This is a genomic window from Candidatus Delongbacteria bacterium, from assembly GCA_041675285.1.
Lineage (GTDB): Bacteria > CAIWAD01 > CAIWAD01 > CAIWAD01 > CAIWAD01 > CAIWAD01.
On the sequence record JBAYTZ010000008.1, the window covers coordinates 114,119 to 134,848 of the forward strand.

The 20,730-nt window shown below is 67.8% G+C and carries 4 protein-coding genes; all 4 read right to left on the bottom strand.

Annotated features, from left to right (window positions below):
* Positions 1–74 precede the first annotated feature (74 nt).
* The 4 genes from WC326_09870 to WC326_09885 all read right to left on the bottom strand — a co-directional run bounded on the left by WC326_09870 (position 75) and on the right by WC326_09885 (position 20,369).
* Complete coding sequence (locus tag WC326_09870) at positions 75–6,353, bottom strand: T9SS type A sorting domain-containing protein (GenBank protein MFA7331365.1); 6,279 nt, start codon at positions 6,351–6,353, stop codon at positions 75–77.
* Between the two features lie 193 nt (positions 6,354–6,546).
* Entirely contained in the window at positions 6,547–11,547 is a 5,001-nt protein-coding gene (locus WC326_09875; GenBank protein MFA7331366.1) for a T9SS type A sorting domain-containing protein, read from the bottom strand.
* Positions 11,548–11,777: 230 nt separating this feature from the next.
* Complete coding sequence (locus WC326_09880; protein MFA7331367.1) at positions 11,778–16,271, bottom strand: T9SS type A sorting domain-containing protein; 4,494 nt, start codon at positions 16,269–16,271, stop codon at positions 11,778–11,780.
* Positions 16,272–16,445: 174 nt separating this feature from the next.
* Entirely contained in the window at positions 16,446–20,369 is a 3,924-nt protein-coding gene (locus WC326_09885; GenBank protein MFA7331368.1) for a T9SS type A sorting domain-containing protein, read from the bottom strand.
* Between the last annotated feature and the right edge of the window lie 361 nt (positions 20,370–20,730).

The following is a 20,730-nucleotide window of genomic DNA, read 5'->3' on the forward strand; positions in this document are numbered from 1 at the left end:
CGCCCGCTGCGTGAGACCGGCACGAAAACGGGGCCCCGCAGGGCCCCGTTTCAGGATCAGTCTTGCCAGATCGGCTACTTGATCAGCACGGCCTTCAGGGTGTGGGACTGCCCACCCGCCGTGAGCGTGCAGAAGTAGACGCCCGAGCCGAAGCGCGTGGCGTCCCAGGTCACCTGATGGCGACCCGCGCCGCGCACGCCCAGCTCCAACTCTTCCACCAGGGCGCCGCGCATGTCGTGCACGGTGAGCGTGGCCGCCGCCAGCGAAGGCTGCGTCCAGCTGATCGTGGTGGAGGGGTTGAAGGGATTGGGGAAGTTGGGCTCCACCGCGAAGGTGAACTCCCGACCCTCGCCCAGGCCGGACTCCATGTCGATGATCGACATGCTGTAAGGATGGGTCTCGCCGGGACCGGCGAAGTCGGCCACGAGGAAATAGTCGCCGGCCGGCACGTTGGCCATGGTCAGGGTCTCGCCCTGGGGTCCGGCGCCGTTGACGTTGACGGCCGCGCCGCAGCTGGAATGAGGTTGCGCGCAGTTGCCCAGCAGCAGGATCACCTCGTCGGCGTCCCCGTCCCCGTGCAGGGTGACCTGCAGGTCCGTGGTCTGGCTGAGCACCAGGCGGGTCACTTCGTCGCGACCCGGGCTGCTGATGCCGCCCGGGCAGCCGGTGCCGTCATGATGGACCATCATGGGGGCCGGCCGGGCCATCTGGACGATGTCGTGGAAGTTGCCCACGTCGACGTAGTTGTCGCAAGGATCCTCGGGCTGGCTGGGGGTTCCGAAAACCAGCGAGTAGTTCTGCGGTTCGGAGACGCCCTCGAAGGTGCTGTGGCCGATGGCCAGGAAGTAGTCACCCGCGGGCAGGTTGGGGAGTGTGATGGTCTCGGGCGCGCAGGCCGGCGCCTCGTTCACCTCCAGCAGCACGGAGCCGGCCGGATCGAAGTCGGTGATGAACAGGGCCGCGTCGAAGGCGTCCACCTGGGCCGTGAAGGTGACCGTGTCGGCCACGTCCAGATGGAAGCGGTACCAGTCCATGTCGCGCTGGCCGGCATTGGCCCAGACGGCGCCGCAGATGGTCTGGCCCAGAGCGATCTGGCCGTAGTTGCTGTTGGGCGGCGTGGCGTTCCAGCCGTCGTTGGGCTCCACTTCCGGCGTGCCGACGCACTCCACCGGCAGGTGGCCCGAGCAGGGGTCGCCCGAGCAGGTCAGCGCCAGGGAATAGGTCTGGGGCGTGGTCAGGTCGGGGTCTCCCACGTGCTCCACCACCAGATAGTAGGCCCCGCCCGTCAGACCCGTCACCGTGAAGGCTTCGCTGAAGCAGCGGCCGAACACGTTGGAACTGGCCACGGTGGCGCCGTCCACGGTCTGCTCGCGCAGGCTGATCCGGCCGTTGAAGTCGGAGACGTCCAGGCTGACGCTGATGTTGCCGCCGAAGTGGTTGTAGAGGTACCAGTCCGTGTCCGTGTCGGCGCCGCTGGAGAGCAGCGTGCCGCAGACGGTCTCGTCGCAGTGGATCAGGTTGTAGCTGGCGTTGTTGTCGTTCCAGCCTTCGTTGGGCTCCACTTCCTGCGTGCCCGCGCAGTCCACGGGATCGCAGTCCGGCACCGGCGAATAGAGGATGGTCAACTCGTTCTGGATCAATCCGCCGTCGCTGTTGTCGTTGTAGGTCAGGCCGATGGTGCCGTCGGAGTTCTCGATGCCCAGCGTGGCGTTGGCGATGTCGCCCAGCAGGCTGGCGTAGTTCACCTGGATCACGCCCGTGGAGCTCAGGATGGCCTGGAAGGTGTTGAGGCCGGTGGCGTTGCCGTAGTCCGGCACGTTCTCGTACTGGACGATGAAGCGCTCGTTCGCCGCATCCGCGAAGTAGGAGACGGTGCCGCCCGTGCTCGGGTTCAGGTCGTCCCAGAACAGGGCGATCAGGTTGTTGGGCAGCTGGACGCCGGGCAGGTAGTGTCCGCCCAGGCTGGTGCTGCCCGTCCCGAAGCTCAAGTGGCCGTTGGAGCTGATGAACAGCTCGCTCATGGGCTGGCCGTAGAAGGGGAAGGTGATGCCCATGGAGACCGGGCCGCTGAAACTGTCGTCCGTCAGGGTCACGGCCGTGCCCTGGCCGCCCAGGTCCACCCACTCATAGGCCGGCCCCGCCGGGTTCAGCGAGCTGATCCACGTGTAGCCGAAGGCGTCGGGTCCGCCGAAGGTGGGCGGGCTGCCCCAGTAGCCGGTCTCGGCGTTGGAGGGCTGGGATTCGCCGGCGGTGAACTCGGCGGTCACCGTGTAGGTGTAGGTCACGTCGGCCGCGCTGCCCGTGTCGACGTTGTCCACGAAGACCAGGTCCGTGGTCTGGGTCAGCAGTTCGCCGTCCCGGTACAGGCGGTACTGGATGAACTGCCGCTCCGACTCTTCGAACAGGCCGCGCCAGAGAGCCCGGGCGGCTTCCTTGGCCAGTCCGCGCTCGTCCATCAGGCGCTGGACGGCCTCGTCCTCGTCGCGCGGCGTGCGGTCGCCGAACCAACTGGCCATCAGTCCCGGATTCACGGGGGGCTGCCAGGAGATGTTGGTCTGGGAGAGCAGACCGTCCGAGGCGCTGAGGTTGATGGGCGGCCACTGGCTGCTCACCAGCTGGAAGCTCCAGGTCATGGAGGCGCGCTCGTTGTTCTCCGTGTCCGTGGCCTCGATGTGGTAGGCCACCGTCGTGCCGGCGGGCTGGTGCGGGATGTTGCCCGTCCAGGTGTCACCGGCGCCGTGGGTCATGGCCACGCTCTGGGCGGCGCCGCCGTTCAGGCTGTACTCCACCAGGGCCGAGGCCACGCCCAGCTCGCTGGTGATCTGGGCGCTCACCACGTGGGCGCCGGGCAGTTCGGTCTCCACATCCGTCAGCGGCGTGTGGGCGATGAGCGGCCCCACCGGGTAGGTGAAGCGGATGGCCACCTGGTCGGCCAGCGGCGCGCCCGTGCCGTCGAAGTTGTAGAGCAGGCCGTCGGCGCCCGTGATGTCCTCGATGCCCATGGTGACGTCCAGGATCTGCGCTTCGGCCAGATCCAGGTACTGGACGAGGATGGTGCCGTCGGCGTGCAGGATGACCTGGAAGGTGTGGGGCGTGGTCTGGCTGCCCAGCGGGGTGACGTTGTTCCACTGGATGATGGCGCGCTCGTTATCCGTGTCGTCCAGGAAGTAGACGCTCCCCGTGGCGGGGACGTACAAGTCGTCCCAGAGGGCGAAGACGCAGCCATTGGGCTGGTTGACGTTGGGGATGGTCGTGTTGCTGTAGGTGGTCGAGACGGTGCCGAAGTTCACGTAGCCGTTGGTCACCACGGAGGCCGTGGTGTAGGTCGCGTCATAGAAGGGGAAGGGGAAGCTCAGATTGATGGCGGTCTGGGCGTCGTCCCCGGTCAGGGCCAGCAGGGTGCCGGTGGCCGTGATGTCCTCCCACTGGAAGGTCGGGCCGCCCTCGGCGCTGCTGTTGGCCCACGTGTAGCCGAAGCCGTCCGGTCCGCCTTCCGTTTGCCCCAGCGACCAGTAGCCGTCGTCGCTGTTGGAGGGATCCGAGAGGCCCGCCGTGAATTCGGCGCGCACGGTGTAGGTGTAGGTGACGTCCGGATCGGCGCCGGCGGCCAGATTGTCCACCAGGCTCAAGGCCGTGGTGCTGCCGATCTGCTGGGCGCCGCGGTAGACGCGGTACTGGATGAAGGCGCGCTCGGCCTCGCCGAAGAACTCGTCCCAGACGGCATAGGCCTGGGCCTTGCTCAGGCCTTCGCCCTGCACCAGCCGGTCGATGAACTCGTCCTGGCTGCGCGGCAGCGGAGTGCCGAAGCGGGCGGCCAGCAGCCCCGGATTCACGGGGGGCAGCCAGGTGATCACCGTCGAGAGCAGGCTGCCGTCCGTGGCGGCCAGGCTCAGGGGCGGCCAGGTGTAGCTCACCACGCTGAAGCTCCAGGTGGCGCTCACGGCCAGGGCCTCGTTGGGTCCGGCGTCGTTGGCCTCGATGTGGTAGGCCACGCTGCTGCCCATGTCCAGGTGCGGGATCAGGCCGCTCCAGACCTCCCCGGTCACGTTGGACATGGTGACGGTCACGGGCGCGCCGCCGTTCACGGTGTAGAGGATTCGAGCCGCGCTGACGCCGCTCTCGTCGCTGATGGTGGCCGTCACCTCATAGCCGCCCTGGAGTTCGGTCTCCACACTCTGCAGCGGGGTGTGGGCGATCAGCGGGGGCACGAAGTCGCCCTCCTGGGGCGTGATGGCCACGGCCAGCTCGTTGTTGATCAGGCCGCCGGCGTTGTTGTAGTTCACCTGCAGGCCGATGGTGCCGGTGGAGTTCTCGATGCCCACCGTGGCGCTGGTCCGGTCGCCCTGGATGTCCAGGTACTGGATCTCGATGCGCCCGTCGCTGTGCAGGATGCCCTGGAAGGTGTTGGGCAGACCGTTCGGGCCGGGATAGTCCGGCACGCCCGTGTACTGCACGATGAAGCGGCCGTTCTCCGGCTCGGACTGGTACTGGATGGCGCCCACGCCGTCGCCGGGATCCAGGTCGTCCCAGAACAGGGCGATCAGGTTGTTGGGCGTGCTGGTGGTGGGCAGGGCCTGGTTGCTCAGGCTGCCGTTGCCCGTCCCGAAGGTGAGGAAGCCGTTGCAGGCGATGTAGACCTGGGAATAGGCGGCGTCATAGAGCGGGAAGTTGAAGCCCAAGTCGTAGGGACCCGTGAAGCCGTCGTCGCTGAGCGCCGTGACGGGCGTGCCCGTGCCGGAGATGTCCACCCACTCGAAGCCCGGGCCCTCCGGGTGGTTGCTGTTCTGCCACATGTAGCCCATGGCGTCCGGGCCGCCTTCCGTGGGCCGGCCCACCATGTTGCCCGTGTCCGTGTTGGAGGGGTCGGATTCCCCCGCCGTGAACAGGGCCGTGACGTAGTACTCGTAGAAGACTTCCTGCTCGGGCGGGTAGTCGGTGTAGGCCAGGCTGGTGGAGGTGCCCACCAGCTCGCCGTCGCGGTAGACGTTGTAGTTCAGGAAGGCGCGCCCCGCCGGCTGGCCGGCGGCCTGCCACTCCGCCAGATCCTGCTGGTAGGCGGTCCAGGCCTCATCCTTGAGCGTGAACTGCCCCAGGTAGTCCTCGAACTCCGGCCGGGGACCCGCCGCGGCCTGCGCGACCCACACCGGGGCCGTCCAGGTCAGGTTGACGATGTCCAGCAGCCCCTCGCTGGCCGTGAGGCCCGTGGGCGCCAGGGTGTAGTCGATGACGCGGAAGCTCCAGCTGGCGCTGGTGCTGGTGTTGGGAGGGTTGGCCACGTCCATGGCCAGGATGTAGTAGCTGATCGTCGATCCCATCGCCTGGCCCGGGATCGCCGCGCTCCAGGTGGGCGGCGTGCCCGCCGTCATGGGCACGCTGGCGAAGGTCCCGCCGTTGACCTGGTAGTACACGGTGGCGCCGCCCACGCCGGACTGGCTGTCCACCAGATCGGCGTTGACCACGTAGCTGTTGGCTCCGCCCGCCAGATCCGTGTTGCCCAGCGGCACGTGGGTGATCTGCGGACCCGTGATGTCGTCTTCCGAGATGAAGAACTGCACGGCCTTGTTGTTCTCAATGGTCATGCCGGCGTTGTTGTAGTTCGCCGTCAGGCCGATGGTGCCGGTGGAGTTCTCGATGCCCACGGTGGCGCTGGTGCGGTCACCCTGGATGTCCAGGTACTGGATGACGATCCGCCCGTCGTCGTAGAGAATGCCCTGGAAGGTGTTGGGCGGACTGCTCGGCCCGGGATAGTCCGGCACGCCCGTGTACTGGACGATGAAGCGTCCGTTGGCGGCGTCGGCCAGGTAGTGGATCGTTCCCACGCCGTCGCCCGGATCCAGGTCGTCCCAGAACAGGGCGATCAAGTTGTTGGGTGTGGAGGCGGTGGGCAGGTTCTGGTTGCTCAGACTGCCGGCTCCGACCCCGAAAGTGAGGAAGCCGTTGGAGGCCACGAACACGTCCGTGTAGGCCTGGTCGTAGAACGGGAAGGAGAAACCCAGCGCGTAGGGGCCGGTGAAGCCGTCGTCCGTGGTCGGGGTGATCTGCGTTCCCGTGGTGGAGATGTCCACCCATTCGAATTCCGGGCCGGCGGCCTCGTTGTTGTCCAGCCACACGTATCCGTAGGGGTCGGGGCCGCCACTCTCGCGTTCGCCGCTTCCCTCCCCGAACTGGGGATTCCGGCTGCGGGCCAAGTCGGCCTGGCGGTCCGCATCTTTCTCTTTCTGGATCAGATCGCGCTCGGCGTCTGCGCTGGTACTGGTTCGACCGGCACTCCAGGCGGGTGCGGCCACCAGGATCAGACCCAACACCAGTGGCCAGAGTCTGCGCCTGGTCTCGGTCAGGAGGGCTGTCGTCATGATCGGCTCCCAAGGCTAAGCGATAGGGTAGGATGAACAAGCGAAGCGACTATTTACCAAGAGCCCGGCGGATTGGCGAGCCTCTCTTTTCCATTCGGAAGGATGGGGGCGCGCTTCGCCGGCGCGGCCGCGCCCCGGGATGAGAACGGGGCCCCGCGGGGCCCCGTTTGAGGATCGGGATGGCCGGGCCGGTTTACTTGAGCAGCACGGCCTTCAGGGTGTGGGACTGCCCACCCGCCGTCAGCGTGCAGAAGTAGACGCCCGAGCCAAAGCGCGTGGCGTCCCAGGTCACCTGGTGGCGACCCGCGCCGCGCACGCCCAGGTCCAGCTCCTCCACCAGCGCGCCGCGCAGGTCGTGCACGCTCAAGGTGGCCGCCGCCAGCGCAGGCTGCGTCCAGTGGATGGTGGTGCTGGGGTTGAAGGGATTGGGATAGTTGGGCTCCACCGCGAAGGTGAGTTCCCGGCCCTCGCCCAGGCCGGACTCCATGTCGATGATCATCACGCCGTAGGAGTGGGTCTCGTCCTGACCGGCGAAGTCGGCCACGACGTAGTAGTCGCCCGCCGGCACGTTGGGCAGGGTCAGGATCTCGCCCTGGGGTCCGGCGCCGTTGTTGTCCGCGGCCGCGCCGCAGCTGGATTCGGGCTGCGCGCAGTTGCCCAGCAGCAGCAGCACTTCGTCCGCGTCCCCGTCGCCGTGCATGGAGATCTGCAGGTCCGTGGTCTGGCTGAGCACCAGCCGGATCACCTCGTCGCGACCCGGGCTGTCGATGGCGCCCGGGCAGCCCGTCCCGTCGTGATGCGTGTTCAGGGGGGCCGGGCGCGCGGCCTGGTAGATGTCGTGGAAATTGCCCACGTCGACGTAGTTGTCGCAGGGATCCTCGGGTCCGCCCGCCAGGCCCAAGGTCAGCGAGTAGTTCTGCGGGACCGGCACGCCGTCGAAGGAGTTGTTGCCGATCACCACGAAGTACTGGCCCGCCGGCAGGTTCTCATAGGTCAGCTCCTCCGGCGCGCAGGCCAGGTTGTCGTCCACGTTGGCCAGCACGGAGCCGGCGGGATCCAGGTCGGTGAGGAAGAGGGCCGCGTCGAGGGCGTCCACGGCGCAGCTCAGGTGGATCGTCCGGGGCTCCGTCAGCGTGAAGCGGAACCAGTCCATGTCGCGCTGGCCGGCGTTGGCCCAGGTGGTGCCGCAGACCGTCTCGCCCAGCGCGATCTCGCCGTAGCTGGAGTTGGGCGGCGTGGCGTTCCAGCCCTCGTTGGGCTCCACCTCGGGCGTGCCGACGCACTCCACAGGCACGTGGCCCGAGCAGGGGTCGCCCAGGCAGGTCAGGCTCAACTCGTAGCTCTGGGGCGTCGTGATGTCGGGATCGCCGTCGTGCTCCACCACCAGGTAGTAGGCCCCGCCCGGCAGGTCGTGGAAGGTGATGGTCTCGTTGAAGCAGCGCGGGAAGGTGTTGGCGCTGGCCAGCACCTGGCCGCCCTGGGCGAACTCGCGCAGGCTGAGCCGGCCGTCGAACTCGGAGACCCGCAGCTGGGCGATGATGTCCCCGCCGAAGTGCGTGTAGAGGTACCAGTCGGTGTCCGTGTTCGTGCCGTCGGCCAGCACCGTGCCGCAGCGCGTGTCGAAGCAGCGGATCACGTCGAAGCTGGCGTTGCCGTCGTTCCAGCCCTCGTTGGGCTCGGTCTCCGGCGTGCCCGTGCACTCCACGGGTCCGCAGCTGGGGGAGGGCGTGTAGATCAGCGCCACGTTGTCGGCCATCAGCGCGCCTTCGCCCTGGTAGTAGTACTGCAGGCCGATGGTCCCGGTGGAATTCTCGATGCCCGCGCCGGCCCAGGCCAGGTCGTTCTCATTCATGTCCAGGTAGTTGACCTGGATGATGCCGCCGGCGTTCAGGATCAGCTGGAACGTGTAGCTCCCGCCGCCCCCGCCGTAGGGCGGCACGGCCTGGAACTGCACGATGAAGCGCTCGGGCTCGGAGCGCGTGTAGACCGTGCCCCCCGCGCCCGGATTGAGGTCGTCCCAGAACATGGCGATCAGGTTGTCCGGGCTCCAACCGTCGGAGGGGGTGGGGAAGGGCTGGGGGCTCAGGCTGGTGAAGCCCGCGCCGAAGGTCACGTAGCCGTTGGACCCCACGTAGAGCTCGCTCCAGCTCTGGTCGTAGAAGGGGAAGTCGAAGCCGATGGCGATGGGTCCGGTGTTGGAGTCGTCCGTCAGGCCCAGGGGCGTGCCCGTGCCGGAGATGTCCACCCACTCGAACTCGGGGCCGCTGGGATTCTCGGAATTGATCCACATGTAGCCGAAGGCGTCCGGACCGCCGAAGGAGGGCGGGCTGCCCCAGTAGCCCGTGTCCGCGTTGCTGGCCGCGGACTCGCCGGCCGTGAACTCCGCCGTGACCGTGTAGGTGTAGGTCACGTCCATCTCGCTGCCCAGGCCCGCGTTGTCCTCGAAGACGGACTCCGTGGTCTCGGCGATGGGCTCGCCGTCGCGGTAGACGTGATACACGATGAACTCGCGCTCGGCGGGCCGGGTCAGCGCCTGCCAGGTGGCCAGCGCCTGTTCCTTGGACTGGCCCTGTTCGCGCATCAGGCGCTGGACGGCCTCGGCCTCGCTGCGCGGCCAGTCCGCGCCGAAGGTGGCGCTCAGCAGGCCCGGGTTGACGGGGTGGAACCAGCTCAGCGTGGTGCGCGAGAGCAGGCCGTCGCTGGCGCTCAGGCCGAAGGGCGGCCACTGGTAGCTCACCACGGAGAAGCCCCAGTTGAGCGTGAAGCGCGTGTTGGCCGCCTCGGTGGCGTCCACGGCCCGCAGCCGGTAGGTGACCTGCGTACCCGCCGGCTGGTGGGGAATGCTGGCCGTCCAGCTGTCGCCGGCGCCCTGGGTCATGGCCACGCTCTGCTCGGCCCCGCCGTTGAGCGCGTAGAGCACGTGGGCCTGCGCCACGCCGGTCTCGTCGGTGATCTGCGCCGTGATCGGGTAGCCGCCGGGCAGTTCGGTCTCCGTGTCCTGGAGCGGCGCGTCGTGGGTGATCCAGGGGGCGCGGAAGTCGCCCTCCTGGGGCACGTAGGAGATGAGCAGCTCATTGCCCAGGAAGCCGCCCTCGCCGTCGTAGTTCACCAGCAGGCCGATGCTGCCGTCGGCGTTCTCGATGCCCGCCGTGGCGCCGTGAAGGTCGGTGGGATCCAGCTCCAGGTACTGCACGTCGATGGCGCCGTCGGAGTGGAGGATGATCTGGAAGCTGTTGTTCGCCGTCTGTCCCAGGCGCTGCACGTTGTGCCACTCGACGATGAAGCGCCCGTTGGCCGGGTCGTCCCAGGTGTAGAGGGCGCCGCTTTCGCCGCCGGGCACGAAGAGGTCGTTCCAGAGCGCGTAGATGGCGTCGTTGGGCGTCTCGCTGGAGGGCAGTGCGCCGTTCCAGTAGGGCGTGGCCGGTCCCGTGAAGGCCAGGTAGCCGTTGGTGCTGACCTGCACGGACGTGTAGTTGAAGTCGTAGTAGGGGAAGGCCCAGGGCAGCTCGATGCTGACGGCGCCGTCATCCCCGCTCAAGGCCAGTTGCTGGCCCGTGTCGGCGATCTCCACCCAGCCGTACTCCGGACCCTGGGGATCCAGGCTGGAGATCCACGTGTAGCCCAGCTCGTCCGGTCCGCCCTGGGTGGGCCGGTCCGGCGTGGGGGCGACCTGGATCTCGAAGGCGCCCGAGCCGGTCCAGGTGTGGCTGACCATCAGGTGGTAGGTGCCGGCCTCGAGGAAGACCTCGCGCAGCCGCGCGGCGCCCGCGGGCACCTGGCAGTTGGACCAGCCGGCCTGGGCCAGCAGCTCGCCGCCCTCGCAGGGGTTGGTGCTGAACAGGTAGAGGGCCACGTCGGTGGCCGTGCCGGCCTGGCAGGCGTCGAAGTCCCAGAAGCCCGCGGCGGGCAGCGTGACGTCCACGCCCTTATCCGGGCCCGGGCCCGAGTAGACGTTCACGCCGTCACTGGTGGTGCCCGTCAGCAGGCCGGGGGCCGTGAAGGTCGCCACTTGGTCGTTGTAGCCCTCGCAGGGCGTGTAGACGTTGAGCTCGAAGGGGCCCTCCGTGCCGCCGCTGCTAACCAGCAGGTGGTAGCTGCCGGCGGCCAGGGTAAGGTTGCTCAGGCTGGCTGCGGTGGGGTTGCCCAGCGTGCACGAGCCCCAGGTGGAGGAGGCCACGAGCGTGCCGCCCGCGCAGGGATTGGCCGTGTAGAGATAGAGGCGGACATCGGAGACGGTGTTCTCCGAGCAGGGGTCGAAGGTGAAGATCCCGCCCTGGCCCGCGTCGATGTCGAAGCCCACCTCGCGCAGGCCGTCGTTGTTCAGCACGTCCCAGCCCGCGCTGGTGTCGCCGCTCAGAACGCCGGGCAGCTCGGCCTGGACGGTGTCGTCCTGGTAGCCGATGCAGGGATCCGGCGGGCACTCGGCGAAGCTCATGTCCAGCTCATAGTCCCCGGTGGACGCGACGCTGTAGCCGTCGACGACCACGTAGTACTGGCCGGGCTCCAGGCAGCAGGCCAGGTAGGAGCGCCAGCTGCCGAAGTCGCAGACGGGGATGTCGTCGTCCGCGGCCACGGGCACCAGGTCGCTGTCCAGGATCGCCAGCGCCGTGTCGTAGGTGGTGCCCGGCCGGCAGCTGTTAAGGGTCACCTGGGTGGCTTCCTCCAGCTCGAGCAGGTACCAGGCGTCCGGGGCCGAGAAGCTCGTGGTCGGGAAGTAGCCGAAGTCGCACTGGACAGGCGGCGCGGGCAGCGGGTTGAGCAGCACGTCCGTCTTGTCCACGGTGGTGCCCGTGTCGGTCCAGGTGGTGCCCCAGCTGACGTCGGGGACGGGCGTGGCGTCGTCCGGACCGTCGCCGCCGTCGCGCTCGGCGTGCTGGGTGCGGCCGGCCAGCGGGAAGAGCCGCGCCTGCAGCCAGGCCGGGATGGGCGCGCCCTGGGCCTTCAACTCCGCGTAGAGCGCGTCGTCGGAGCCGGGGGCAAAGAGTCCGGGCGTCGGCGCGGCGGCGTCCACCGGCAGGCGGGAGGCGTACTCGCGCTCCAGCTCGGGCAGACTTTGGTGGCCCAGCGCCGCCTTGGCCTCCAGCAGGGGGCGCAGCGGCGGGGTCTGGGCGGCCTGGGCGAGGCCGGCGGACAGCAGCAGGGGGACCCAGAGGGACGCCCTGAGGACATGGGGAAGAGGATGGCCTGATCGCATGGCGGTTCCTTGTGCTGTTCGGCTCATGGTGCTTGTGTGACGTTGAGTGCCCGCGAGGTGGCGAAAGCGCGGTTTCCCGGCTTGCGTCGGTCCCGGCGGGCCGGCAGGCACTATGTAGGATGAGCCGGGCAATTCCCCGAGCGCAAGTTGCCCGGCGGCGAACTTCGTGGAGGGACAGAGAAACGGGGCCCCGCGGGGCCCCGTTTCAGAATCGGCTGGTCTGGGTCGGCTTACTTGAGCAGCACGGCCTTCAGGGTGTGGGACTGCCCACCCGCCGCGAGCGTGCAGAAGTAGACGCCCGAGCCGAAGCGCGTGGCGTCCCAGGTCACCTGGTGGCGACCCGCGCCGCGCACGCCCAGGTCCAGTTCCTCCACCAGCGCGCCGCGCATGTCGTGCACGGTGAGCGTGGCCGCCGCCAGCGCAGGCTGCGTCCAGTGGATGGTGGTGCTGGGGTTGAAGGGATTGGGATAGTTGGGCTCCACCGTGAAGGCGAGCTCCCGGCCTTCGTCCAGGCTGGACTCCATGTCGATGATGGTCAGCTGGTAGCCCTGGGTCTCGTCCTGGCCCGCGAAGTCGGCCACGATGAAGTAGTCGCCCGCCGGCACGTTGGCCATGGTCAGGGTCTCGCCCTGGGGGCCGGCGCCGTTGGCGTTGACGGCCGCGCCGCAGCTGGATTCGGGCTGCGCGCAGTTGCCCAGCAGCAGGATCACCTCGTCGGCGTTCCCGTCTCCCTGCAGGGTGACCTGCAGGTCCGTGGTCTGGCTGAGCACCAGGCGCGTTACTTCGTCGCGACCCGGGCTGTTGATGGCGCCCGGACAGCCCGTGCCGTTGTGATGGATGTTCATGGGGGCCGGCCGGCTCATCTGGACGATGTCGTGGAAGTTGCCCATGTCGACGTAGTTGTCGCAGGGGTCTTCCGGACCGCCCGCCAGGCTGACCGTCAGCGAGTAGTTCTGCGGGACCGGCACGCCGTCGAAGGAGTTGTTGCCGATCACCACGAAGTACTGGCCCGCCGGGAGGTTCTCATAGGTCAGGGCCTCCGGCGCGCAGGCCAGGTTGTCGTCCACATCGGACAACACGGAGCCGGCGGGATCCAGGTCGGTGAGGAAGAGGGCCGCGTCGAAGGCGTCCACCTCGCAGCTCAGGTGGATCGTCCGGGGCTCCGTCAGCGTGAAGCGGAACCAGTCCATGTCGCGCTGGCCGGCGTTGGCCCAGGTGGTGCCGCAAACCGTCTCGCCCAGCGCGATCTCGCCGTAGCTGGAGTTGGGCGGCGTGGCGTTCCAGCCCTCGTTGGGCTCCACCTCGGGCGTGCCGGCGCACTCCACGGGCACGTGGCCCGAGCAGGGATCGCCGGAGCAGACCAGGCTGAGGCCGTAGGTCTGGGGCGTCAGCACGTCGGGGTCGCCCACGTGCTCAACCACGATGTAGTACGCGCCGCCCGCCAGGTCGTTCACCGTGAAGGCCTCGTCGAAGCAGCGCGGGAAGCTGCCCGCGGCGGCCAGCGTCGCGCCGTCCACGGCGTGCTCGCGCAGGCTGACCCGGCCGTTGAAGTCGGAGACGTCCAGCGCGACGGTGATGTTGCCGCCGAAGTGGGTGTAGAGGTACCAGTCGGTGTCCGTGCTCGTGCCGTCGGCCAGCACCGTGCCGCAGCGCGTGTCCCCGCAGCGGATCACGTTGAAGCTGGCGTTGTTGTCGTTCCAGCCTTCGTTGGGCTCGACCTCGGCCGTGCCCGCGCACTCGACGGGTTCGCAGTTGGAGGGCGGCAGGAAGACCAGGGCCAGTTCGTCCATGATCGGCATGCCCTGGCCGTCGCGGTTCACCTGCAGGCCAATGGTGCCCGTGGCGTCCTCGGTGCCCACGGAGACGTCCAGCACGTCCGTCTCCGAGATGTCCTCGTACTGCACCACGGCCAGGCCGCTGGCGCTGAGGATGATCTGGAAGGTCAGCGGATTGCTGCCGCCCAGCGGGGTGACGTCGTTCCACTGGAAGATCGTGCGCTCGTTGGCCGTGTCGTCCCACTGGTAGACGGCGCTGCCGTTGGTCCCGACGTAGAGATCGTCCCACATGGCGAAGATCACGTCGTTGGGCAGCAGGGGGTCGGGGATGGCGCCGTTCCAGTAGGGCGTCGCCGTGGACTGGAAGGTCACGTAGCCGTTGGAGGAGACCCAGAGGTTGCTGTAGAAGTTGCCGTACCAGGGGAACTCGAAGGGCAGGCTGGCCGTGGCGGCCACGTCGTCGCCCGCGATGCCCAGGTTGGTGCCCGTGCCGCTGATGTCGGTCCACTCGTAGGCGGGGCCGCCCGGGCTCAGCGAACTGCGCCAGATGTAGCCGAAGGCGTCGGGCCCGCCGCTGCTGGGTGCCTCGGACCAGGAGCCCTGGTCCTCGTTGGAGCGGTCGGACTCGCCGGCCGTGAACACGGCGCTGACGGAGTAGGTGTAGACCACGTCCGCCTCGCTGCCCGAATTCAGGAAGTCGGTGAAGGCCAGGCCGGTGGTCTCCACCAGCAGCTCGTCGTCGCGGTAGAGCCGGAAGCTCTCGAACTCGCGCTCCGCGCCGCCGTGCAGCCAGCGCTGCCAGACGCCCGCGGCCGCCAGCTTGCTCATCCCGTGGGTCTCCATCAGGAAGGCCACGGCCTCGTCCTCGGAGGTCGGCAGCTCGGCGCCGAACAGGGTCACCAGCTCGATGTTGGGCGGAGGCAGCCAGGTGATCAGGGTGCCGGTCTGCAGGCCGTCGGAGGCGCTCAGGTTGAGGGGCGCCGTGGCGTAGCTCACCACGTCGAAGGCCAACGGCGCGGTGGTGCGTGTGTTGTGCAGCTCCGTGGCGTCCACGGCCACCAGCCACCAACTCACCAGGCTGTTTTCCGGCTGGTGCGGGATGGCCCCGCTCCAGAGGCTGTTCGCGCCCTGGCTCATGGCCACGCTCAACTCGGTGCCGCCGTTGACCGTGTAGAGCAGGGTCACGCTCTCAAGGCCGGTCTCGTCGGTCACCGTGGCCGTCACCGGATAGTCGCCGGGCAGCTCGGTTTCCACGTCGGAGGGCAGGTCTTGCAGGGAGACCACGGGCGGGCGGAAGTCGCCTTCCAGGGCGTCCACGAAGAAGGCCACGCCGTCGGTCACCACGCCGCCGTCGCTGTGATAGCGGTACTGCAGGCCGATGGTCCCGTCCGTGTTCTCCTGGCCCACGCTGAAGGAGAGCAGGTCGCCCTCGCCCATGTCCTGGTACTGGACCAGATAGTCGCCGCTGCCGTAGAGGATCACCTGGAAGGTGTGGCGCGGGTTGGTGTCGCTGCAGCAGCCGGGCACGTCCGTGAACTGCACGATGAAGCGCTCGTTGTCCGGGTCGGACAGGTAGCGCACGGAGCCCGGGGTCACGGGCCAGAGATCATCCCAGAAGGGCGCGATGAAGTTGTCCGGGCTCCAGCCGTCCGCCGGGGTGGGGAAGGGCTGGGCGCCCAGGCTGCTGTAGCCCTGGGTGAAACTCACGTAGCCGTTGGAGCCGATCCAGCACTGGGTGTAGGTGTCCTCGTAGAAGGGGAAGTCGATGCCCATGTCGAAGGGGCCGCCGAAACTGTCGTCCGAGAGGGTCACGTCCGTGCCGGTCGCGCTGATGTCGACCCACTCGAATTCCGGGCCGTTGGGATCCAGGCTGTTGGTCCAGACGTAGCCCATCTCGTCCGGGCCGCCCGTGGTGGGCCGCGGGGGCGTGGGCTCGATGACGATCTCGAAGGTGCCCGTGGCGGTCCAGTCGTCGGAGACCATCAGGTGGTAGGTGCCCGCCTCCAGGTTGATTTCGTTCAGGCGGGCCGCGCCCCAGGGGAGCTGGCAGTCCGACCAGCCGGCGGAGGCGATCAGCGTGCCTCCTTCACACGGGTTGTCGGTGAAGAGGTTCAACACCAGATCGTAACTGGAGCCCGCCTGGCAGGCGTCCAGGTTCCAGAGCCCGGAGCTGGGGATGGTCAGCGTGATGCCCGCGTCGCCGCCGTCGCCGCCGTAGACGTCCGTGGCGCCCACGTTGCTGCCCGACAGCGTGCCCGGAGCTGCGAACTCCACCACGGCGTCGTTGTAGCCCTCGCAGGGGTTGCCGACTTCGGTGATGTCCAGCGTGTAGGTGCCCTGGCTGGCGGAGCTGAAGCCGTCCACGGCCAGGAAGTAGTCGCCGGCGGGCAGGCTGATCTCGGTCAGCTGGGACTGCAGGCCGCAGGCGTCGTCGTTGACGTAGAGGCTGGTGCCCAGGGCGCCGTCGGCGTTCTCGAAGACCTCCAGCGCGCTGTCGTAGCTGGTGCCGCCGCAGAGCGAGATGGTGATGAAGGAGATCTGCTCCAGCGTGAAGCTGTAGAAGACGTCCGGGCTGCCGTAGGAAGTGCCTTCCTCATTGACGTAGCCCACGGTGGTTCCCGTGTCGTTGTAGGGGATGCCGTCGATCTGGGTGGCCTCCGCCGGGGTTTCGCCGCCCTGGCGCGTGCCGCCCTCCGCGGGCGGGAAGAGCCGGGCCTGCAGGTCCGCCGGCAGGGCCGCGCCCTCGTGCTTGAGGACCAGGTAGCGGGCCAGATCGGGGCTCATGAAGTCGGCTTGCTCCGCCCAGGGGGCGAAGTGCTCGTGCAGCATGCGCTCCACGTCGGCGTCGGTCTTGCAGCGGGTGCGCAGTTCGTCGCGCAGCCCGGCCTGGGCGCTGAGCCCGAGTCCCAGGCAGAGTGCGATGGGTACGACAAGTCGAGGCAGGTACATGGGTCCTCCCGTTGGGTCTGTGTGGCAAGTGCAGGTATGTACCAAGAGCGGGGCAAAAGGCCGAGGGAAATCTGGCCGGAAGCGCTCTTCCCCCCACTCGTCAGCTTGGGGGAGAAAGAGGAAGGCCCCCGCGTGGGGGCCTTCCAGGAACGTCGATTCAGGTGACCGGCTGGATTACTTCAGCAGGACGACCTTCTGGGTCAGGGTCTGTCCGCCCGTGGTCAGCGAGGTGAAATACACGCCGCTGGACAGCTGGGAGGCATTCCAGACGAAGTTGTGGACGCCCGGGCCGCGGTAGCCCAGATCGATCTGCTGCACCAACTGGCCGGCCAGGTTGTAGATGGCCAGGCTGGCGGGCATCAGCTCGGGCTGGGTCCAGCGGATGGTGGTCGTCGGGTTGAAGGGGTTCGGGAAGGCGCCCTGCAGCTCGAAGGCGAAGGGCTGGCCGTTCTCATCCACGGCGATGGTCAGGTTGCGCACTTCCATCGAGTAGTCGTGGGTCTCGGAGGCGCCCCAGTAGTCGGCCACGAAGTAGTAGGTGCCGGCGGGCATGTCCGCGACCTCGAGGACTTCGGGCGCCGCATCGGAGGAACCCACGTCGATGCCGGCGATGCAGCTCTCAGTGAAGTTGCAGTCCGTCAGCACGTAGATCGACTCGTCGGCCAGGCCCTGGCCCTGCATGGTGAAGCGGATGTCCGCCGGGGCGGCCAGCGTCAGCATGTGCAGGTGGTCGTAGCCCGCGCTGCTGATGCCGTCGCAGCCGTTCACCGCGTTGTGGTGGTTCATGGTCGGCGCGCTGTGGTTGGTCACGGTGTAGTAACCGGTCGGCCACGTGCCGGTGATGATGCCCTCGCAGGGATCAACCGGCGTGCAGGCGGCCATGGTCAGCGTCAGGCTGTAGTTCTGGTCCAGGGGCACGCCTTCGAAGTCGGTGTGCGCGATCACGGCGTAGTAGTCGCCGGGGGTCAGGCACTCGTAGTTGATCGTCTCGCCCTGGCAGGGACCGTTCTGGTTGGCGGCCGTGTAGGTGGCCCCGTCCAGCTCGTAGTCCAGCAGGAAGACGATGGCGTCGAACTCGTCGATCTCCGCGACCAGGCTCACGTTCATGGGCTCGTCGCCGGGCACCGTGAAGCGATACCAGTCGAGGTCGCGGCTGCCGCCGTCGGCCCAGACGCTGCCGCAGACGGTCTCGTCTTCGGCGATCTCGTTGTAGCTGGCGTTGTCGTCGTTCCAACCCTCGTTGGGCTCGACTTCGGCCGTGCCATCACACTGGACGGGCACGTGGCCTTCGCAGGGGTCACCCAGGCAGGTCAGGGTCAGGGCGTAGTCCTGATCCGTGTCCACGCCTTCGAAATCGTTGTGCGCGATCACCAGGTGGTACTCACCGGCGGCCAGGCCCGCGAAGGTGATGGTCTCGGCCACGCACATCGGGCTGGCGTCGGCAGAGGCGATGATGGCGCCCGCGGGATCGAAATCGGTGAGGAACAGGATGCAGTCGAACATGCCGATCTGGGTGGTCACTTCGATGTCGCCACCGGTGTGGGTGAAGTGGAACCAGTCCAGGTCGCGGTTGCCGCCCGTGGCCCAGGTGGTGCCGCAGACGGTCTCGCCGCAGGTGATCTCACCGTAGGTGGCGTTCTCGTCGTTCCAGCCCTCGTTGGGCTCGACCTCGGCCGTGCCCTGGCAGTCCACCGGGGGCAGGTTCTCGCAGGGATCGGCGCCACAGAACAGGGTCAGGTCGAAGGAGTAGTCGGAACCCGTGTAACCGTAGGCGTCCACCACCACGTAGTAGGTGCCGGCGGGATACACGCCCGTGATCACTTCTTCGGAGCCGACGGCATAGGGCATGTCCAGGCAGTCCAGGGGATCACAGGATCCCAGCAGGGCCATGTCCAGGTCCTCGGCCGCGTCGCTGGCCAGGGTCAGCTCGATGTAGCCGCCCGTGTGGTCCCAGGCGAACAGGACTTCGGGTCCGTCTTCGCCGCCGAAGCAGTAGGTGTCCCAGGAGTTGCCCACGCTCATGCCGCTCTCGCCGGTGACGGTCTCACCGCACTCGAGGGCGACGACGTTCTCGCAGGGATCCTGCCACTCGCAGACTTCGCAGCTCAGGGTCAGGGAGTAGTCCACTTCGTCGGGCACGCCGGCGAACGCGTTGTGACCCATCCACAGATAGTAGGTGCCGGCGGGCAGGCAGTCGGTGGTGATGGTCTCACCCTCGCAGAAGCCCATCTCGTCAGCCGTGAACATGATGTTGTAGGCGTCGTCCAGGACGAACATCAGCGGGTCGAAGAGCTCGGCCTCGGAGGTGATCGTCAAGACGGAGGGTTCCAGCAGCAGCAGTTCGAACCAGTCGGTGTCGCGCGTGTCCGCGTCGGCCCAGGTGGTGCCGCAGACGGTGGAGGCGATGCCGCACTCGATGGAGCCGTAGGTGTCGTCGCCGCCGAAGTCGGCGGGACCGTTGTTGGGCTCACCCTCGTCGTCGCCATTGCAGGTGATCTCGCCGCAGGTGCTGCAGATGATGTCCAGCGAGAAGTTGCCGACGCCCTCGCTGTAGCCTTCCACCACCACCCAGTAGGTGCCGGCGGTCAGGATCGTCGTGATCTCGGAGGCCAGGCCGCAAGCGTCGTCGTTGAAGGCGATCTCCGTGCCGCCGCTGACCGGGCAGCCGTCGTAGATGCGCAGATAGCTGTCATAGTCGGTGGCCGTGCACAGGGAGAAGGTGATCGGACCATCCTGGTCGATGGTCACTTCGAAGAACTTGTCCAGGGCGGGGTTGCCGACGTAATCGTAGCCGTCCACCGTGGTGCCCGTGATGCTGTCGCCGCAGCTCAGCTGCACGGGATCCGCGCAGGGATCGTCGATGGTGCAGGTCTCGCAGGAGACGCTCAGGCTGTAGCCGACTTCCTCGGGCACGCCCGTGAAGCCCGAATGGCCCATCCAGATGTAGTAGGTGCCGGGGAACATGCAGTCGGTGGTCAGGCTCTCGCCCTCGCACCAGCTGAAGTTGTTCGCCTGGTACTCGATGTCATAGTTCGAGTTCAGCACGAAGATCAGCGGGTCGAAGAGCTCGACTTCGCTGTTGATCGTCAGGATGCTGTTCTCGGTGATGAGGATCTCGTACCAGTCGGTGTCGCGCGTCTGGGCCGCGTCGTCGGTGAAGGTCGTGCCGCAGATGGTCTCGCCGCACTCGATGGCGCCGAAGTCATCGTTGCCGCCGAAATCGATCGGGCCGTTGTTGGGCTCGACCTCGGCCGTGCCGTCGCACTCGATGGGCGGGCAGCCCGCGGAGCACGTGGTGGCGCTGAAATTCACCGTCAGGTCGTAGGTGCCGTTGGCGGTGCCGTAGCCGTCCACCACCACGTAATAGGTGCCGGCTTCCAGGCAGCAGGGATCGATGATGCTGCTGAAGCCCGAGCAACCCGCGCCGTCGTCGTTCACGGCCACCAGGTTGTGCTCCGCGTCGAAGATGCCCAGGCAGCTGTCGTAGCTGGCCGCGTTGCACGTGCTGGCATCCACCTCGTAGCTGCCGGGCAGCGTGAAGGTGTAGAACACGTCCCCGCCGCCGAAGCTGCTGGTGGAGAAGAAGCTGGTGTTGCACAGGCCCGGGGCGATCTGGCCGGTGGGCACATCGTTGACCGAGCCGACGGTGGTGCCGCTGTCGGTGTAGGTGCCGCCCGCCTGGAAGGTGATGGCCACGGCGGAGGCCCAGGTCTCGCCACCCTGGCGCTGTCCGCCGCCCTGGGCGGGAGCCCCGAAGACTTCGCGGATCAGGGAGGCCGGGATGGGCAGGTTGTTGGCCTTCAAGTGCGCGTATTCCGCGTGGGCGGCCGAGGGGTAGCTCGGGGAGTCGCCCAGCAGGACCTGCGCGTTGAGGGGCGTGACGACCGGTCCGCCTTCCTTCGCGGGACGGGCCGGAGCCGTCCGTCCCAGCGTGCCCGTGGTGAGCGGCTGGGCCGGAGCGGTGTGCCGCACCAGGCTGGAAGACAGATTTTTCTTGACCGGCTTCTGGTGCTCGCGGTCCAGGCTGGGCTGGGGCGTTGCCGCCAGCGCGCTGCCTGCCACCGTCAGTACCAGTCCGGCGACCAGCAGTTTCTTCATCGGACTCTCCCTTGCTTCACGAAGCCGACCCTCCTGGGCGCGCGCGCCAGGTAACGGAATCCTCACTCGAGCGACATACCGTCCGGTGTCTTGACCTCGTATGTTCGAACATGTCATGGCTGTGTAGTTCGGGTCGGCCACTCCGACCCTCGAAATGGCTGCGCAAAGTTAGGACTTGACCCTCGTTGTCCAAACCTTTTGACCCCGGCCCCAGCTTTCTTCAAAGCCCCGGATCCGGTGCTGGAGCGGGACTTCCTCCCGCCGGGGGGTCGCCTTGGGTGGCGGAATCCCGTTGCCGGGAAAGCGGGATTCGTCTCTTTTCGGCAGCCGATCGGCCGGACTTGAGCCCGGGCCGGTCGAC

Coding starts and splice junctions, on each gene's coding strand:
- WC326_09870 (MFA7331365.1), bottom strand. CDS start 6,353: ATGACGACAGCCCTCCTGACCGAGACCAGGCGCAGACTCTGGCCACTG.
- WC326_09875 (MFA7331366.1), bottom strand. CDS start 11,547: ATGCGATCAGGCCATCCTCTTCCCCATGTCCTCAGGGCGTCCCTCTGG.
- WC326_09880 (MFA7331367.1), bottom strand. CDS start 16,271: ATGTACCTGCCTCGACTTGTCGTACCCATCGCACTCTGCCTGGGACTC.
- WC326_09885 (MFA7331368.1), bottom strand. CDS start 20,369: ATGAAGAAACTGCTGGTCGCCGGACTGGTACTGACGGTGGCAGGCAGC.